Annotated in this window: 17 protein-coding genes; 12 read left to right on the top strand and 5 right to left on the bottom strand. The window is 71.5% G+C overall.

From position 1 onward, the window contains the following. Positions 1-127 precede the first annotated feature (127 nt). Positions 128-811 (bottom strand): metal-dependent transcriptional regulator, encoded by a 684-nt coding sequence (locus tag H030_RS0116225; protein ID WP_027006880.1) that lies wholly within the window; start codon positions 809-811, stop codon positions 128-130. A gap of 72 nt (positions 812-883) precedes the next feature. Here H030_RS0116225 and H030_RS0116220 point away from each other — a divergent pair, with 72 nt between their 5' ends. Continuing rightward, the gene (locus H030_RS0116220) at positions 884-1951 is read left to right on the top strand and encodes a YgfZ/GcvT domain-containing protein (RefSeq protein ID WP_027006879.1); all 1068 of its coding nucleotides are present in this window, start codon (positions 884-886) and stop codon (positions 1949-1951) included. A 570-nt stretch (positions 1952-2521) separates the two neighbouring features. Here the strand turns inward: H030_RS0116220 and H030_RS0116215 are convergent. Then, entirely contained in the window at positions 2522-4240 is a 1719-nt protein-coding gene (locus tag H030_RS0116215) for an exonuclease domain-containing protein (protein ID WP_196809151.1), read from the bottom strand. Positions 4241-4315: 75 nt separating this feature from the next. Between H030_RS0116215 and H030_RS0116210 the strand changes: the two genes are divergently transcribed. Further along, positions 4316-4519 (top strand): hypothetical protein, encoded by a 204-nt coding sequence (locus H030_RS0116210; protein WP_027006877.1) that lies wholly within the window; start codon positions 4316-4318, stop codon positions 4517-4519. A gap of 285 nt (positions 4520-4804) precedes the next feature. Continuing rightward, positions 4805-5092, top strand: a complete 288-nt coding sequence (locus H030_RS0116205) for a hypothetical protein (RefSeq protein WP_155892087.1) — start codon at positions 4805-4807, stop codon at positions 5090-5092. A 72-nt stretch (positions 5093-5164) separates the two neighbouring features. On the opposite strand, the gene H030_RS0116200 is transcribed toward H030_RS0116205, so the two are convergent. From H030_RS0116200 to H030_RS0116190, 3 genes are all read right to left on the bottom strand, one after another. After that, entirely contained in the window at positions 5165-5710 is a 546-nt protein-coding gene (locus H030_RS0116200; protein WP_155892086.1) for a hypothetical protein, read from the bottom strand. A 166-nt stretch (positions 5711-5876) separates the two neighbouring features. Beyond that, positions 5877-6509, bottom strand: coding sequence for an RES family NAD+ phosphorylase (locus H030_RS0116195; protein ID WP_027006874.1), 633 nt, complete (start codon positions 6507-6509; stop codon positions 5877-5879). Then, positions 6506-7192, bottom strand: coding sequence for a hypothetical protein (locus H030_RS0116190; protein ID WP_027006873.1), 687 nt, complete (start codon positions 7190-7192; stop codon positions 6506-6508). The genes H030_RS0116195 and H030_RS0116190 overlap by 4 nt, the downstream gene beginning before the upstream one ends. 115 nt (positions 7193-7307) lie before the next feature. Between H030_RS0116190 and H030_RS32760 the strand changes: the two genes are divergently transcribed. From H030_RS32760 to H030_RS32745, 9 genes are all read left to right on the top strand, one after another. Further along, a complete protein-coding gene (locus tag H030_RS32760) occupies positions 7308-7757 on the top strand; it encodes a MarR family winged helix-turn-helix transcriptional regulator (RefSeq protein ID WP_051222890.1) in 450 nt (149 codons plus the stop codon). A gap of 67 nt (positions 7758-7824) precedes the next feature. Then, positions 7825-9432: an MFS transporter gene (locus H030_RS0116180; RefSeq protein WP_051222888.1), complete on the top strand. Its 1608-nt coding sequence runs from the start codon at positions 7825-7827 to the stop codon at positions 9430-9432. A 55-nt stretch (positions 9433-9487) separates the two neighbouring features. Next, positions 9488-10282 carry a hypothetical protein gene (locus H030_RS0116175; protein WP_027006871.1) on the top strand — a complete coding sequence of 265 codons (795 nt, stop codon included), beginning with the start codon at positions 9488-9490 and terminating at the stop codon, positions 10280-10282. Beyond that, positions 10279-10797 (top strand): hypothetical protein, encoded by a 519-nt coding sequence (locus H030_RS32755; protein ID WP_035127834.1) that lies wholly within the window; start codon positions 10279-10281, stop codon positions 10795-10797. Before H030_RS0116175 ends, H030_RS32755 begins: the two co-directional genes overlap by 4 nt. Positions 10798-11189: 392 nt before the next feature. Continuing rightward, a complete protein-coding gene (locus H030_RS0116165) occupies positions 11190-12125 on the top strand; it encodes a magnesium transporter CorA family protein (protein WP_027006870.1) in 936 nt (311 codons plus the stop codon). Positions 12126-12235: 110 nt separating this feature from the next. Then, positions 12236-13489: a crotonyl-CoA carboxylase/reductase gene (ccrA, locus tag H030_RS0116160; protein ID WP_027006869.1), complete on the top strand. Its 1254-nt coding sequence runs from the start codon at positions 12236-12238 to the stop codon at positions 13487-13489. 4 nt (positions 13490-13493) lie between these two features. Then, positions 13494-13862, top strand: coding sequence for a hypothetical protein (locus H030_RS0116155; protein WP_027006868.1), 369 nt, complete (start codon positions 13494-13496; stop codon positions 13860-13862). 113 nt (positions 13863-13975) lie between these two features. After that, positions 13976-15790, top strand: a complete 1815-nt coding sequence (locus H030_RS37275) for a methyl-accepting chemotaxis protein (protein ID WP_051222887.1) — start codon at positions 13976-13978, stop codon at positions 15788-15790. Between the two features lie 135 nt (positions 15791-15925). After that, positions 15926-17752, top strand: a complete 1827-nt coding sequence (locus H030_RS32745) for a methyl-accepting chemotaxis protein (protein WP_155892084.1) — start codon at positions 15926-15928, stop codon at positions 17750-17752. Positions 17753-17764 lie beyond the last annotated feature (12 nt).

Raw genomic sequence — 17764 nt, 5'->3', positions numbered from 1 at the left:
TCACGGTGGCGGAGCGCGGCCGGCGCGGGGAGCGCCGCGGCGTCGGCTCCGCCCGCTCCGGACCCGCTGAAGCTGCCGCCGCCGGAGCGTCCCGCTCCGCCGCGGTCGTCGTTGCGCGGTGGCGGCGTCACCGGGGGTCGACCTCGACGCGCATCGCGGCGGCGAGGCGGCCGCCGAGCGGGTGGACCGACTCGGGGTCGTCGCCGAAGCGCGCGAAGATCGGGCCGCCGAAGGGCTGCTTGTCGATGATGGCGAACGCGTCGCCGGGGCGGATCCCGCGCGCGCCGAGGTAGCGGAGCATCTCGGGGTCGGAGTCGGAGACGCGCACGAGGGTGCCGGTGTCGCCGATCTCGCAGGCGTCCATCGGGGCGGTGTCGGACTCGACGATCCTGAGGTCCTTGGTCGGGATCGGGTCGCCGTGCGGGTCGATCGTCGGATGGCCGAGCTTGGCGGCGATCAGCTCTTCCAGCTCCTCGGAGAGGACGTGCTCCAGGACCTCGGCCTCGTCGTGGACGCGATCCCAGGGCACGCCGAGCTCCTCGGCCAGGTAGCGCTCGAGCAGGCGGTGGTGGCGCAGGACCTCCAGCGCGACCCTCATCCCGCGCTCGGTCAGGACGACGCCGCGGTACGGGACGTGCTCGACGAGGCCGAGGCCGTCGAGCTTCTTGACCATCGACGACGCCGAGGCCGCGCTGACGCCCATGCGCTCGGCGAGCGCGTTCGTGGAGACCGCGCCGCCGTCGCAGCGGAGCTCCAGCGAGTAGATCGCCTTGGCGTAGTCCTGGACCGCGGATGAGACTTCGAGGGTCATCGAGTTGGAGTTTAGCCGAGGCTGAAAATTTGTCCAGACGATGTTCGAGTTGGGCCTTCGTATGCTCAGCACATGGCCACGATCGATGCCGTCGAGTCCGCCTACGAGACGTTGCGCACCGGCGTCGGCCTGGTCGATCGGTCGGAGGCGGGAAAGCTGTTGCTCGTCGGGCCGCAGGCGCGGGAGTTCCTGGACGGCCAGGTGTCGAACGCTGTCGCCGAGCTGGCGGCGGGCTCCGGCGTCTACGCGACGTTGTTGACCAACAAGGGCCGCATGCTCGGCGACCTCCGCGCGCTGGCGGTCGACGACGCCTCGCTGTTGCTGATCACCGAACGCCCCGCCCTTCAGGCGCTGTTCGACCAGACCCGCCGCGGCCTCATCGGCTGGCAGGCGGAGCTCCACAAGCGCACGCTGGAGCTGGGGTTGCTCTCGCTGATCGGCCCGCAGGCCGACGCCGTCGCGGCGGCCGCCGGGCTGCCGGTGCCGGGCCCGGAGGAGCACGCGACGGTCGCCTTCCCGGCCGCCGGAGGCGCGACCGGCGCCGCTGCAACGACGGCGGACGACGACGCATCGCTCGGCGCGGCGCCACCGGTCCTGACAGCGGCGGTGGTTCCGCCGGGGCTCGAGCCTTCGGCGGCGGTCGTCGGGGTGGTCGTCCGGACGAGCGAGGGGTTGGACGTCCTGCCGGCGGCCGCGGATGTCGCGGCGGTCCGGGCGGCGCTGCTCGGCGCGGGCGCGGTCGAGGTGCCGGAGGCGGCGGCGGAGATCGTCCGGGTCGAGTCCGGCCGGCCGCGGTACGGGATCGACCTCGACGACGGCGTCATGCCCGAGGAGGCCGGGATCGTCGACCGGGCCGTGAGCTTCAGGAAGGGCTGCTACGTCGGCCAGGAGACCGTCGCGCGGCTGCACTGGAAGGGCAAGCCGAACCGCCACCTGCGCGGCCTGCGCCTCTCGGCGCCCTCCGAGCCGGGAACACCCGTCCTCTCCGGCGACCGCGAGGTCGGCCACCTCGCCTCCTCGGTCACCTCACCCCACCTCGGCCCCATCGCCCTCGCGATCCTCCGCCGCGAGGTCTCGCCCGGCGACCACGTCACGGTCGCCGGCACCGACGCCGAAGTCGTCACGACCCCCTTCGCCTAGCCCGAGGACGCGCGCGATCGCTCGGCGCGCAGCAGGACTCCGGCCGCTGGTGCGAAGGCGGTCGCGTCCGTCCTAACGACCGCCCTCGCACCAGCGGTCGGAGCGTGAGCGCGTGCCCGGCCCTCAGCCAACGCCGGGCGCGCGTTCAAGCCTGGTTCGGGCGGCGCGAGCCGCCCGAACCTGGTCCAACCGTGGCTTTCCGTGCCACAGGCCGCCGGCCCGGAGCCCCCGAGGAGACCGGTCCGACCGCCAAGAACTTTCCTGCGACAGATTTTGCAGAGGTTCAGCACGAATTGCGCTCGAACATCTGCCGAACTCATCCCCCACTTCCAGGGACCCCAAAGGTCGAGTTCGAGCGCCAACGCGCCAAAACGGCACAGCAAGCGCCCAGCCGATCCCCAGGAACGACCCGAAAGGCGCGACGCGCGACGCCTCGCCGGACGCGCTCCGCACCGCGCGGCGATGACCGCGCGCGACACGACGCGACGCGCGGCGGGCAAAGTGACGACCGGCGGAGCAACGCGACTCCGCTCGGCGACGCGGCGCGGAGTGGCGCGGACATGTGTTCGCTCAGGCTGCTGCCGCGAGTGCGCGGGCGGTGAAGCGCTCGACGCGGGTGGGTGTTGTGTCGCGGGTGAGGCGGAGATCCAGGGAGGGATGGGAGGCCAGCCAGGTCGTGGCGATGCGGACCTGGGCCGCTTCGTCGGGGGTCAGGGTTGGGGTGGCGTAGCCGATGCCGGACAGCGCGCGTTGGGTGTGATCCCAGGTGTCGAGGTCGGGGGTCAGCGGTGCCCAGGAGGCGATGCGGCCGCCCACGAGCCAGAGGGCGTCGAAGCGCGCCGCCTCGGGGTGCGAGGCCAGGACCAGGCGGGCGTGGGCGTGCGTGGCCGAAGGCGTCCCACCCAGGCGGTCCAGCAGCACCGCCAGGCGCGCACGGCGCCGGCGCAGCCAGCCCGCCCGCTCGAACTGGAGCTCCGACGACGCACGCCGCATCTCCGCATCCAAGTGCGACAACAACGCCTTCCCGCCGTCGCCCTCCCCCGCGAACAGCGCCAGCACCTCGTCGAGCCGCCGCCGGTACGCGTTCGGGTCGAGATCGCCCAGGCACGGCGACAGGCACCGCCCCATCTGCCCGTACACGCTCGGGAACTCCCGCCGCCTCATCCCCCGCCCGCAGTGGCGCAGCGCGAACAGCGATGTCAGCTGCTCGACCAGCTCCGCCGCCGCGAACCGTCCCGCCAGCGGCCCCACGTTGACCGCCAGCCCCGGCGCCGGCTCCACCCCGACCTCCAGGACCGGATACGCGATGTCCAGCCGGCAGCGCACGTACACCCAGCGGTCGTCGTGCTTCATGCGCTCGTTGCCCGGCGGGCGCAGCTCCCGGATCAGCCGGTGCTCGGTCAGCAGCGCGCCGACCTCGGAGTGCGTCTCGATGTGGTCGACCATCTCGGCCTGCGCCACCCACGCCCCGTCCGGCGACGACGGCCGGAAGTGCGCCTTCGCCCGCGCGCGCACGTCGACCGACTTCCCGACGTACAGCGGTTGCCCCTCCGGGTTGCGGAAGATGTAGACGCCCGGCTCGCTCGGCAGCGCGCTGCAGTCGACCTTCCGCCGCCGCACACCGAGCATCGCGCCCGAGCCCGCCGCACCGCTCCCGTCCGTCCGCCCCCTCGGCGTCCGCCGCCGCCTCGACCTCAGGAGCCCCAGCGCCTGCCCCACGCTCCCCGCGTTCGCGCACAGCCGCGGGAACAGCGCGCAGAACACGCGCGCGCACGTCTCCGCGTCCGCCAGCGCGCGGTGCGAGACCTCCACCTCGATCCCCAGCGACTCCGCCAGCGCCCGCAGCCTGCGCTGCCGCGCCAGCGGGTGCAGCTGCCGCGCCAGCGCGACCGTGCACAGCACCGGCGGGTCCGGCCACCCCAGCCCCGCGCGCGAGAACGCCTGCGCCAGCACCCGCTTGTCGAACGCCGCGTTATGAGCCACGAGCACGCGCCCGTCCATCTGCTCGGCCAGCTCCGGCAGCGACACCTCCGCCGGCGGCGCCTCGTCGACCATCGTCTGCGAGATCCCCGTGAACCGCTGGATCCCCCGCGACAGCGGCGTCCGGACCGGCACCAGCGTCTCCCACCGCTCGTGCAGCTCGCCGCCGCCGACGAGCACCGCCCCGATCTCCGTCAGCTCGCAGCGATCGCCACCGAGCCCGTTGGTCTCGGTGTCCACGACCAGGAACTCGGCGGTCGCGAGGGGCGCGTCCAGCAGCGCCGCGGTATCGGTCACATCAACAGCCATCACGAACGTATGTTTGTAGACCCCATGTCGGACGGCATGCATGGACGACCGCCAAGGGGGCTACCGTCCATCTGCATGACGACGTTCGCCCCGCACGACCCCGCGCTTGACGAGCGCACACGCCAGGCCTGGAGCGCCTACCGCGACGGCCTCACCGACCTCACCGGGCGCAACTACGACAACGCTGAAGCCGAGGCCTGGGACCTTCTGCAGCAGGAGCTGGAGGCGATCGCGTCCGACCGCGCGGCATCTCAGAGCGGTGGAGACACCAGCGGTTGAGTCAGCACTTCTAGAGCGGTCGTTGGCACGAGACGGCGCGCTCGGCTAGGGTTCCGCGCGGATCAACCGAGCCCCCAGTGGGTACCGGGTTGGTCCGGGTCGAGGATGAGGAGCCAAAGGCCAGCCATGCGCAGGACGCCCCGACAGGCAGCTATCGCTGCCTGCGTACTCGCGGTCGCCGGGGCACTGGCCTCTTGTGGCGGGAGCGATCACGTCTACAAGAACTCAGAGCGACCCCCGTCGCCGATCGTCATCAGCGCGGCGATCAACGACAGGTCGGTGGTCGTGTCGCCCAAGAGGTTCGGCGCCGGCCCGATCACGCTGATCATCAGCAACCAGTCCTCGCAGTCCCAGCAGGTGACGCTGGAGACCGACTCGCAGGCCGGCGACTCCTCGCCCGGGCAGAAGGCGATCCAAACCGGCCCGATCAACCCGCGCGAGACCGCGTCGGTCAAGGGCGAGGTCATCAGGGGCGTCTACGCGCTGAAGGTCGGCGGCGCCGACATCAGGGCCGCCAGGGTCACGGTCGGCAGGCAGCGCGAGTCCGCGCAGAACGACCTGCTGCAGCCGTAAGCGCGCCGACCACTGAAGCTTCACGACCGGCCGCGACCGACAGGGACGTCGGCTGAGCGCGCCGCGCGGCGCTTACGACGTCGTGAACGGCGTCGTGTGGTCCGCCGTGCGGCGGAACGTCAGCGCCTTGGCGTCGAACGCGTAGTCGCGCTCGCGCAGCCTGGCCGGGCAGCAGAGGTCGTCGCCCTTGGACCACCTCGGCTCCAGGATCGACAGCGTCGTCCCGTTCAGGCGCAGCGACGCGTCGTCGAGCGTCTGGAGCCGGAAGATCACCCTCAGCGACGTCTGGTCGGCGCTCGTCTGGCCGTGCGTCGAGAACACGTAGAGCCCGACGACGCCGGACGCGCCGCCGGTCGACACCAAGATCACCGCGTCCTGGCGCCTGTCGCCCGTGACGTCGACGAAGCCGCTGCCCGGGCTCACGATCGCCTGCTTGGACTTCAACATGCGCTTGATCCCCGCCGACGTCGCGGGGTCGTCCAGGAGCTTCTGCGTGAAGACCGTCTGGGACTGCGTGGGCGCCGCGGTCGTCGCGGCGGGCAGCGCCGCACCCGCGGCGGCGAGCGTCGATGCGGCGGCGAGCACAGCAGCTGCGGTGCGGCGGACGGGGCGACCCATGCCGGCCCCATCTTACGGACTCACGGTCCGCCGGCCGCCGGGTGCACGAAGTCGGCCGGGACTGGACGAGGTGACATCCCGTGCGTTGCGGAGCATCTCGCAGTATTCGGCGTCGTGAGGTCCTGCGGCGGGGCGACACGCACGGCGCCGACGGCGACCGCCCGAGCTAGACCGGCACGAGGCTTGCCGCGGTGACGGGCGGCTGTGTGAAGGTGAAGTCGTTGCCGTCCAGGAACGCCTGCAGGCCGGAGTGGGGCTTCGCGGCGCCCAGGTGGTGGACCGATTCCCACAGACCCTCCGGGCAGCGGCCGCCCTGGCTGACCAGCGCCGTCGGGACGTCCTCGACGTCGAGCGGGATCTGGTCGTAGTCGATCACCAGCGCGGGATCGAACAACACCAGGTTGCGCGTGCCCGGCAGCGCGGCGCTCGGCACGAGGATGCTGCGGTGGCCGGCGGCGACCAGGGTGTCGGCGAGCCCCTGGCAGCGGGTGCGGTCGTCGGCGATGAGGTCGGCGGGCGTCAGCCCGTGGCGCTTGGCGTCGGCGAAGCCGATCTCCAACGGCTCCTCGTCGAGGTGCGCGCGGATCGCCCAGATCGGCAGCCGCAGCTCGCGCGCCTCCTCGGCGGTCCGGAGATGCAGGTTGCGCAGCAGCTCCGCCCAGGGCGTCATCGGATGCAGCGACAGGTACTGCACCGGGCGCCCGCCCGCGCGGTTCCAGCGTCCGGGCACGAGGTTCGGGAACGCCCACAGCGGCGTCTCGAACGCGCAGGCGCGGAAGGCGACCGCCTCGTAGCTCACGCGGCCGCCCCGGAGCGCGCCTCCGCCGCGATCCGGTACAGGGTCTTCAGCTCCTCAGGATGGCCGACCATGATGATGTCGTTCGGCGTGTGGCCGCCGAGCGCGGGATGGGGCCGCCAGAGCCAGCCCGCGGCGCCGACGGCGGTCAGCACGTGGCGCAGGTCGGCGATCAGCCAGGCGACGATCCGCAGCCGCCGCTCGTCGTCGCCGATCGGGCGCGCCGCGCTCGAGGAGACCCAGCGCTGGTAGGTGCGCTCACCGACCCCGAGCAGCGCGGCCTTCGCCGGCTGGCTCAGGCCGAGCGCGGCGTCGAACCACGCGACGACCTCTTCGATCGGGCGCTCGTCGGACAGTCGCTCCTGCTCGGCGAGCCGCGCGAAGCGGAACCGCAGCTCCTCCAGCAGCAGCCGCAGCTCGCGCCGCTTCCTGCGGGCGTCGTGCTCGCGGAAGACGACCGCCTGCGCGCGCCCGGCGGCCTGTTGGACGTCGATCCACACGTCCGGATCGACCCCCGCGGCGAGGCGGTCCTCCCTGCTCGTCTCCAGCACCGCCGCGGCGACGTCGAGGACCAGCCCCTCGACGGCGGCCGGGACCGTCCGCTCGCGCGCGAGGCGGCGGTTGGCCTCATCCAGCTCGTGGACGACGGCCTGCGGGTCAGCGATGTCGAAGGCGACGGTGGGCATGGCGGGTATCTGTCGTCACGATACGACACGCTCCCGACAGATGTCAAAACCCAAAGCCTTGACCGATGCATGCGCCCGTGAAATGCTTGCGTGCATGAAAGCAAGCAGTGCAGACGTGGAAGCGACGCCGGCGGCCCTGGCCGGCGAGCTGCTCGATCTGTGGCGCGTGATCCTGAAGGGGTCGACGCGTGAGCTGTACCGGCTGCTCGACGAGATCGAGCTCTCGCTCACGCAGCTGAAGCTCCTGCATGTGCTGGTCGAGCGCGAGGCCGAGGTCTCCGTCAAGGAGCTCGCCGAGGCGATGTCGATCTCGCTGCCGAGCGCGTCCCGGACCGTCGACGCCCTGCTCCAGCGCGGGCTCGTCGAGCGCCGGGAGGACACCGACGACCGGCGGATGAAGCGCGTCAGCGCGACCCAGGCCGCGCGCGAGCTCATCGACAGGGTCGACACGGCCCGCCTGCACGGCCTGGAGGACTGGGCCGCGCACCTGCCGCAGGACGCGCGGAGCGCGCTGATGGAGGCGCTCGCGCTGATCCCGCCCAGGGAGGATGCGGACCGTTCCTGACCTCCACCCGTAGCACCCTGCAGTTCCCCCTCTCCCTCTCCCCCGTCCCCCAAGGAGCAACCCCTCCATGAACTCCCCAGACCTGCGCGCGCGCTTCGTGAACGACGACAACCGGCGTTGGTGGACGCTCGCGGCGATGTGCTTCGCGCTGTTCATGATCATGTTGGACAACACGGTCGTGAATGTCGCGCTGCCGTCGATCCAGCGCGACCTCGGCGCGTCGATCTCCGGCCTCGAGTGGACGGTCAACGCCTACACCTTGTCGTTCGCCGTCCTGCTGGTGACCGGTGGGCGGCTCGGCGACGTCTTCGGGCGGCGCCGGATGTTCCTGTTCGGCGTCGTGACGTTCGGGATCTCGTCCGGGCTGATCGGCCTGGCCCAGTCCGACGCGTGGCTGGTGACGTTCCGCGCCGTCCAGGGCGTCGGCGCCGCGTTCATGATGCCCGCGACGTTGTCCATCATCTCGAACGCGTTCCCGCCGGAGGAGCGCGGCAAGGCGATCGGGACGTGGGCCGGCGTGTCGGCGATGGCGCTGGCGATCGGGCCGGTCGTCGGCGGGTTCCTGGTCGAGAACGTGTCGTGGCAGTCGATCTTCTTCCTCAACCTGCCGGTGGCGGTCCTGGCGGTCGTCGTGACGTTGTTCGCGACGCACGAGTCGCGCGACGAGACGGCACCGCGGCAGGTTGATCTCCTCGGCGTCGTGACGCTGACGATCGGGCTCGGCGCGTTGGTGCTGGCGCTGGTCGAGGGCAACGGCTGGGGTTGGGGCTCGGCGCGTGTGATCGGGCTCCTGGTGGTCGCGGTCGTCGGGCTGGTGTCGTTCGCGGTCACCGAGGCGCGCGTGGCCAACCCGATGGTCGACTTCAAGTTCTTCAAGTCGCGCTCGTTCGCCGGTGCCAACGTGGTCGCGTTCATCGTGTCCTTCGCGATGCTGGCGACGTTCTTCTTCTTCGCGCTGTACCTGCAGAACATCCACCACTACTCGCCATTGCAGACCGGCGTGCGGTTTCTGCCGACGACCGCGGTGATCATCGTGGTCGGGCCGATCGCCGGCCGCCTGAGCGACAGGATCGGCCCGCGGCCGCTGATGACGCTCGGGCTGCTGCTGAACGCGGTGTCGCTGTTCTGGCAGGGCCACGTGGCGGCGGACACGTCCTACGGGTTCCTGGTCGGCGCGTTCGTGCTGATGGGCCTCGGGATGGGCCTGGTCATGTCCCCCATGTCGACCGCGGCGATGAACGCCGTGGACCCGACCAAGGCCGGCGTCGCGTCCGGCGTCCTGTCGATGTCGCGCATGGTCGGCGGCACGTTCGGCGTGGCAGCGATGGGCGCGCTGATCACGGCGCTGGGCCGCCACAAGCTCGACGAGTCCCTGCCCTCCGTCCCGGACTCCACCCGCCACACGCTGGCCGAGAACCTCGGCGCCGGCGGCTCAGCCCTGAGCTCCGGCGACTCGACGATCGGCCACGCGGTGCAGCAGGCCTTCCTCTACGCCCTCAACGACGGCCTCCGCATCGCAGCGGTCGTGTCAGCACTGGGCGCGGTAGCAGCCTGGTGGCTCGTCGCCCCGGGCGTGCCCGCCCGCAAGCCGGTCCACGACGCAGCCTCCGCCGAGGCAGGCACCGGCGACGCGGGTGCCGAGCTCGGCGCGGCAGCCGAGACGGCGCTGGCCTAGACGAGATGCATGGCCGACGCCGCAATTTGCGGCGTCGGCGACCTATACTGATCCCATGCCGGCTGCGCTCCCGCTCGTGACGCGTCAAGAGATCGTTCGCGACTTCCGTCTCGATGAGACCACGACGATCGACAACGGGATCCGTGCGCTGAAGGACAAGCGCGCTCTCTCGCCTGGCCTGAGCTTCACCACCCGCGGCACTGCGGGACATCTGGGTGGGCGCGTGCACCTCTACAGCACGCTCAACCGAGATGCTGCGCGTGCGGCGCGACACAAGGACTATGAGTCGGCCGAACGCCTCAGCAAGGCGGCCGCCCGTCTCGAGGCCTCGCCCGAGGCGAAGAAGATCGTCGCCCAGCTGAGCTCGCTCAGCGGGCCGGCGATCGGCGGCGCCGCCGATCTCGCCCGCCTTCTCGCCGCTCCTCAGCTCGCCTCCGCGCTGGCCGGGCTGCAGCGCAAGCAGGCACGTGCTCGTCGCGGCTTGAAGGAGGGCACCGTTCCGGCCCAGTTCGTCGGCCGCGTCGTCGCGTTGACCAAGGTCGCGGCGTTGGTCGAGCTCGACGGGCTTCCTTCGCACATCCCTGTCCCGACGGCGACCATGCAGGCGGCCGGTGTGGGCGCCGTCGGCAGCGCCGTCGTCGCGAGCTGGGAGATGCTCGGCAACGGGCGGACGATGCTCTCGGTGGAGCCGGCAATCGACATGCCAGACATCAACGCCCTCGGCGAACCGCTGGTCGACATGTACGGGACGCCGTGGGGCCAGGTGCTGAGCGCAGCCGATCCGGAAGCGCTCGCGGTCTCCGGCACGGCGACCATCGCGATACCCGCGGGCACCCCCGACGTGGAGTGAAGGCAGCCGACGTCACGATCCGCGCCGTCCGGTCGTCGGATCGCACGGCGCTGCGCGGCTTCACGTGCAGCACCGGAGAGCCCTGGGAGGACCTCGTCCAGGACCAGATCCGCGGACCGCTGCCCGACCGGTACCTGTCGAGCCCGCCCTACTTCGACGGCCGCATGCTGCTCGGATTCGGGCCGGGCGACGACCTGATCGTGGTCGGCGCGCACCACATCGAGCCCGCGATGATGCCGGACGTCGGCTACACCGAGGTCATCGCCGTGGCGCTGGCCGCACGCGGCGTGCTCATCGAGCTGCCGGACAACGACCCGGTCAGCCTCGGGCACTTCATGTTGCTGACGATCTTCCGGCAGATGATCCGCCTCGGCCGCCACCGACGCACGTTCGTCCGGGTCGATCGACGCAACACCCGCAGCCTCACCCTCCTCGATCGCATCGGGCTCACCGACCAGCGCGACGACCCACGACCGGACCTGATCCAGCGCTGGGGCGAGCTGCCTGGGGGCTGATCCATTCCGCGACCCGTGCGGAGTGATGGCGGCGTCGCGAGTTACGGCCGCACCGTCTACGGCGAAGACCGCAATCGCTGAGCGCTACCGCGGCGACGACGATCAAGCGAAGCGCCTTCACCCGAGAGGCTCGCGATACCGCGAAGTGATGTCGCGGAACGAGGGCGGCGGTGCCGCGGCAAGTCGGGGGCGTCACGCGATGCCGAGCGGATGGCGGCGAAGGCCGCGATCGCTGCGCGCTGCCGCGGGCGACGACGATCAAGCGAAGCGCCTTCATCCGAGACGGTCGCGGTGTCGTGGTCTGGTGTCGCGGAGTGGGCGGTGGTCGTGCCGGGGCGACGTGGCGCGTGGAGCGAGGGGTTCCGACTGGGAGCGGCGGGAGACTGCGCGGTGTGGAAGTCCTGATGTCGGTCGATGATCCGAAGATCCCTGAGCTGCTCGAGAGGAACGAGTTCTTCTGGTTGAAGCTCCATGGCTGCTCGCATGACGACATCGCCGAGCTCGGGCGGCGGTTCAGGCTGCATCCGCTCGCCGTCGAGGACACGCAGGAGTTCGGGCAGCGGCCGAAGATCGATGACTACGGCGACACGGCGCTGCTGGTCTTCTACGGCGTCGAGCCCCAGGGCCAGCCGCTCGAGATGCACTTCCACCTCTCCGGCCAGTGGATGATCACCGTCCACCACGGCCTGCACGAGCTGCTCCACGCCGCCCAGCAGCGCTTCGTCGGCGACCCGCCGAGGACGGAGGAGGAGGCGATCTACCGGGTCATCGACGCGCTCACCGACAGCTTCTTCCCGGTCCTCGACGGCGTCGACGAGCGGATCGACGAGCTCATGGACCAGATGCTCGAGTCTCCCTCCCAGGACCAGCGCGAGGAGCTCTTCCACCTCCGCCGGAAGCTCATCGAACTCCGCCGCATCGCCACGCCCCAGCGCGACATCCTCGCGCGCGGCGGCGACATCCTCGGCCGCCTCCCCGGCCTGGAAGCCGACGACGCGCGGGACTGGTTCCGCGACGTCTACGACCACCTCGTCCGGATCTCGGAGCTGATCGACTCCTACCGCGACCTGCTGTCCGGCGCCCTCGACCTCTACCTCTCCACCGTCTCCAACCGCCTCAACGCGATCTCCAAGCAGCTCACGGTCGTCGCGACGATCTTCCTGCCCCTGACGTTCGTCACCGGCTTCTTCGGCCAGAACTTCGGGACGCTCGTCCGCCACATCAACACGCCGGCCGCCTTCTGGGGCTACGGCGTCGGCGGCATGCTGCTCTCCGCGGTCCTGCTGCTCGGCTACTTCCGCCGCGCGGGGTTCCTCGGCGACGAATGAACGTTCGCGTCGGCGGCTCGCCTTAACCCGATCTGGCGTATGGTTCGCCGCCCCTGCAGCCCCCTGCAGGCCCGACCGAACCACGATTTCCAAAGGGTCCTTCCGAGAACATGGCCGTTGATGTGACGCAGGTCGCCACCGTCGACACGGAGCCGGGCACGCTGCCGGCGCAGATGACCGCCTGGGTCATCCGCCCCGAGCGCGAAGGCGAGCCGCTCGACGCCTTCCAGCTCGAGGAGATCGAGGTACCCGAGCCCGCCGCGTTCGAGGTCATCGTCCGTGTGATGGCCGCCGGCGTGAACTACAACAACGTCTGGGCGGCGCTCGGCAAGCCGATCTCGGTCATGAAGTACGGCGACCACCCGGAGTACGGCCACCACATCGGCGGCTCCGACGCGTCCGGCGTCGTCTGGAAGGTCGGCCCCGGCGTCACGCGCTGGAAGGTCGGCGACGAGGTCGTCATCCACTGCAACCAGGCCTCCTACGAGGACCCCGAGGTCCACGGCCTCGACCCGATGGCCGCGCCGTCGCAGCGGATCTGGGGCTACGAGACGACCTGGGGCTCGTTCGCGCAGTTCACGAAGGTCCAGGCTCAGCAGCTGCTGCCCAAGCCGACCAACCTGACCTGGGAAGAGGCCGCCTCCTACGGCCTGACCTACTTCACCGCCTGGCGCATGCTGATGACGCGCTGCAACCTCCAGGCCGGCCAGAAGGTCCTGATCTGGGGCGCGGCGGGCGGCCTCGGCGTCTTCGCCGTGCAGATCTGCAAGGCCGCGGGCGCGGAGTGCGTCGGCGTCGTCAACTCCGACGAGAAGGGCGAGCTGGTCAAGCAGCTCGGCGCCAAGGGCTTCATCAACCGCAACGAGTTCGCGGGGATGATGCGCAGGGGCGGCGAGACGCCCGAGGAGGAGAAGGCGCGCTTCAAGGAGTCCCGCCGCTTCGGCAACGCCGTCAGCGAGATCCTCGGCGGCGCGCCCGACATCGTCTTCGAGCACGTCGGCGCGGCCACGTTCCCGACGTCGGTCCTGACCGTCAAGCCGTTCGGCAAGGTCGTCATCTGCGCCGGCACCACGGGCTTCAACCTCGACTTCGACGTCCGCTACCTGTGGATGAAGCAGAAGGAGATCGTCGGCTCGCACTTCGCGAACGCGTACGAGTGCCTGAAGGCCAACGAGCTGATCGAGTCGGGCGCCATCCGACCGGTCCTGTGGCGTACGCTTGGGTTCGATGGCGTCGCCGAGGCCCACCAGCTGATGAAGGACAACAAGCACGCGGGCAAGATCTCCATCTTGGTCGGCGCCGAGAAGGAGGGCCTGGGCAAGACCGCCGAGGGCCCCGGAGCCATTTACGCGGAGGTGGGCTAGGCCCATGGCAGGAATCGTCTACGTCCCCTGGTACGCCACGGTCTTCCGTGGTGACAAGCTCGAGGCCGCGGTCGCCGAGATCGCGCCGGTCGCGCTGCGCTACGGAGCGACGTCCTACGCGGTGCACCGCAACCGCGACGATGCCTACAAGATCCTGCAGATGGCGGAGTTCGCGACCCACGAGCAGTGGGAGGCGTTCTGGTACGGCCCGGAGTTCAACCGCTTCCGCGCGGTGAACCAGTCGCTGTACCAGATCCCGATCCTGTACTCCTGGAACGACCTCGTCGTCGAGGGCCACACCGACGACGCGCACACGCACCGCAACGAGCGCATCGACGCGGCGGCGATCGCCGCCGACGAAGGCCCCGCCTAGCGCGAACGTCCGCGCGCCACGCGCGGACCATCGACTCGCGCGCCGTCTCAATGGGGCGGCGCGCCGGTCGATCACTCGGGAAGCCCTCCCTAGCCCCTGGAGCTTCCCCCCACATGTCTCAGCTGTTCCGCTGGACCATCGGCCGCAAGCTCGCGGCCGCCTTCGGCGCGATCGTCGCGCTCTTCTCGTTGGCCCTGATCGTCGCCGTGACGATGCAGTCGTCCGCCAACAACCACTGGCGGGAGCTCGACCGCTGGCAGGCCGGCCAGGACGCGATCGCGCGCCAGGTCACCGGCTCGCGCCAGCAGCAGTCCGCCCAGGCGCTGTACGTCGCCACGTTCGACCCCAAGTACAAGGCCGAGTGGCAGGCGGGCGTCAAGATCTCCGACGCCGCGTCCGCCGCCGCCGCCAAGCTGCACGACCCGCAGATCACGAAGATCTCGGAGTCCGCCGCCGCGACCGACCACAAGCACGACAACGCCGTGCACAAGCTGCTCTTCCCGGCCGTCGCCCGCGGCGACCACGCCGCCGCCGTCGCCGCGCTGCGCAAGGCCGACACCTACGTCCGCGGGCCGATCGGCGCGTCGGCGAAGATCGCCGCCTACCTGCAGAAGGGCCGCGAGCGGTCCGAGGCCAAGGCGATCGACGCCTCCAACAACGCCAAGCGCGTCACGATCATCGCGCTGATCCTCGGGATCGTCCTCGCGGCGCTCGTCTCGGTCCTGATCACGCGCTCGCTCGCGGGCCGCGCCAAGAAGATCGGCATCGCCGCCCGGCACCTCGCCGAGGGCGACACCGAGCACACGCTCGACGTCTCCGGCGACGACGAGCTGGCCGTGACCGCCAAGCACTTCGGATCGGTCGTGGACTCGCTGCGCGAGATGAGCTCGGCCGCCGAGCGCGTCGCCGCCGGCGACCTCACGGCCACCGTGACGCCGCGCTCCGAGCGCGACGTCCTCGGCCGCGCGTTCGCGAAGATGATCGAGGACCTGCGCGCGCTCGTCGCGAAGCTGACGTCGTCCTCGCGCACGCTCTCCACGGCCGCGCAGGAGATGGCGAACACCTCGACCGAGACCGGCCGCGCGGTCGACGACATCGCCCGCGCCGTCGGCGACGTCGCCGCGGGTGCCGAGCGCCAGGTCGGCGCGATCCAGTCCGCCCGCTCGTCGGCCGCCTCGCTGAGCGGCGCCGTGTCCGTGGGGGCCGACGGCGCCCGCGAGACCGCGGCCGCCGCCGCCGACGCGGCCCGCGCCGCCGAGGAGGGCTCCGACGCGGTCGGCGCCGCGACCGCCGCGATGGCGTCGGTCCAGGCGTCGAGCGCCGACGTCACCGCCGCGATCCGCTCGCTGGGCGACAAGTCCGGCCAGATCGGCGGGATCGTCGACACGATCACCACGATCGCCGAGCAGACCAACCTGTTGGCCTTGAACGCCGCCATCGAGGCGGCTCGCGCGGGCGAGCAGGGCCGCGGCTTCGCCGTCGTGGCCGAGGAGGTCCGCAAGCTCGCCGAGGAGTCGTCGCAGGCCGCGGCGTCCATCGCTTCGCTGATCGGTGAGATCGTCTCCGAGACGAGCCGCGCGGTCGGCGTCGTCGACGACGGCGCCGCGCGGACCGCGCAGGGCGCCGAGGTCGTCGACCAGGCCCGCGCCGCGTTCGACCGCATCGGCGCCGGCGTCCGCGACATGGACGCCCGCGTCGCCGGGATCGCCGCCGCGGTCGAGGAGATCGCCCAGTCCTCGCAGCGCATGGAGGAGGAGCTGGACGCCGTCGGCGCGGTCGCCGAGGCGTCGTCGGCGACGTCGGAAGAGGTGTCCGCCTCGACCGAGCAGACCTCCGCGTCGACCCAGCAGATCGCGGCCGCCGCGCAGGAGCTGGCGACGACCGCGCAGGAGCTCGAGACGCTCGTCTCGCGCTTCACCGTCGCCTAGTCGTTCCCCTTCGGACACCGGCCGGACGAGCGGCTCAGCCGTTCGTCCGGTCGCCGTCCAGCGCGCGGCCGGGCGGGCGACGGACGTGGGAGAAGTACCCGCAGTACTCCCCCCACGACCTTCGAAGGATCCTCTGTGCCCGCATTGTCCCTGCGCGGCAAGCTGCTCGGCAGCTCGCTGCTGCTGATCGCCCTCGCGACGATCGGCTCCCTCATCGCGCTCTCGCGCCTCGGCTCGGTCGAGACGTCCGGCGTCGCGATGCACGACCACGCCTACCTCCCGACGTCCGCCGCGCTGCAGGTCCAGCAGCGCACGACCGACCTCGCGCTCCAGAGCACCACGTTCTCGCTGCTGGTCGCGCAGTACGGCCCGATCGAGGCCGACAGGCGGCCCGAGTTCAAGGTGTTGGACGCCGCGACCGGTCAGGACCTCAAGGCGCTCGCCGGCCTCTCCAAGCAGCTCGACGCCGCGCCGCCGGAGCAGCGCGCCCTCGCGCACCGGATCCAGCGCGAGGTCGTCGCCTTCGGCAAGGCGCTGGACGCCGCGCGCGTCGCCAAGGGCCCCGTCGCGGTCAAGTCGACGCTCGACGCGCTGAACCGTGTGATCGCGGCGCTGCGCGGCGACTCGGCGAAGTTCGCCGCCGACAGCGCCGTCTACGCCGAGCAGGCCAAGAGCGACATCAAGAGCGCGCACGACACGGGCCGCAACTGGGTCGTCATCTCGCTGGTTGTCACGTTGTTGGTGGGGTTGGCCTCGGCGCTGCGCCTGTCGGCGGTCATCCGCCGCGGCGTCCGCGACATCCTGCGCACGCTGACCTCGCTGCGCGACCGCGACACCGCCGCGCTGCGCGAGGGCCTGGACGGCATCGCCCATGGCGACCTGACGCTGCACGCGGAGCCGGTCACCGAGCCGATCGTCGCGCGCAGCCGCGACGAGATCGGCGAGATCGCGGAGATGGTCGATGCGATCCGTACCGACACGGCGGCGTCGATCACGTCCTACAACAAGTCGCTCGACGGCCTCGGCACGATGATCGGCGCGGTCTCCGAGTCCGTGTCGACGCTGTCGGCCGCGTCCGGCCAGATGGCCGCGACGTCGCGCGACAGCGGCCGTGCGGTCGGCGAGATCGCCAGCGCGGTCGAGGACGTCGCGACCGGCGCCGAGCGCCAGGTCAAGGCGATCGACGGCGCGCGGGTGCTGACGGGCGACATGGTCGCGGCCGCGCGCTCGTCCGCGGGCGTGGCGCAGGAGACCGCCGGCGCGGCCGACGCGGCCCGCCAGGTCGCGGTCGACGGCGCCGAGGCCGTGCGCGAGGCGACCGACGCGATGGCGTCGGTCCGCGAGGCGAGCACGCAGGCGACCGAGGCGATCCGCGAGCTCGGCGCGAAGTCGGAGCAGATCGGCGGCATCGTCGATGCCATCACCGGCATCGCCGAGCAGACCAACCTGTTGGCCTTGAACGCCGCCATCGAGGCGGCGCGCGCGGGCGAGCAGGGCCGCGGCTTCGCCGTCGTTGCGGAGGAGGTCCGCAAGCTCGCCGAGGAGTCCCAGAGCGCCGCGGCGTCGATCGCGTCGCTGATCACCGAGATCCAGGCCGAGACGACCCGCGCGGTCGAGGTCGTCGAGCTCGGCGCGACCCGGACCGACCAGGGCACCGCGACCGTCGCCTCCGCCCGTGACGCGTTCGAGCGGATCACGACCGAGGTCGAGGCCGTCGGCGGCCGCGTCGGCGAGATCGCCGCCGCGGTGGCGCAGCTGTCGGAGACGAGCGCCCGCATGGACGCCGAGATCGCCGACGTCGCCGCGATCAGCGAGCAGACGAGCGCCGCGACCGAGCAGGTCTCGGCCTCGACGCAGCAGACGTCGGCCGCGTCGCAGGAGATCGCGGCATCGGCGGACACGCTGGCCTCGACCGCGGTCGAGCTGGCCCGCATGGTCGGCGAGTTCCGCCTGCCGGCGTAGCGCAGCGCGAAG

The sequence above is a fragment of the Conexibacter woesei Iso977N genome, from assembly GCF_000424625.1.
In the GTDB taxonomy this organism is placed as follows: domain Bacteria; phylum Actinomycetota; class Thermoleophilia; order Solirubrobacterales; family Solirubrobacteraceae; genus Baekduia; species Baekduia woesei_A.
The sequence above is the reverse complement of the archived record's forward strand: the minus strand, read 5'-3'. Positions and strand labels throughout refer to the sequence as shown.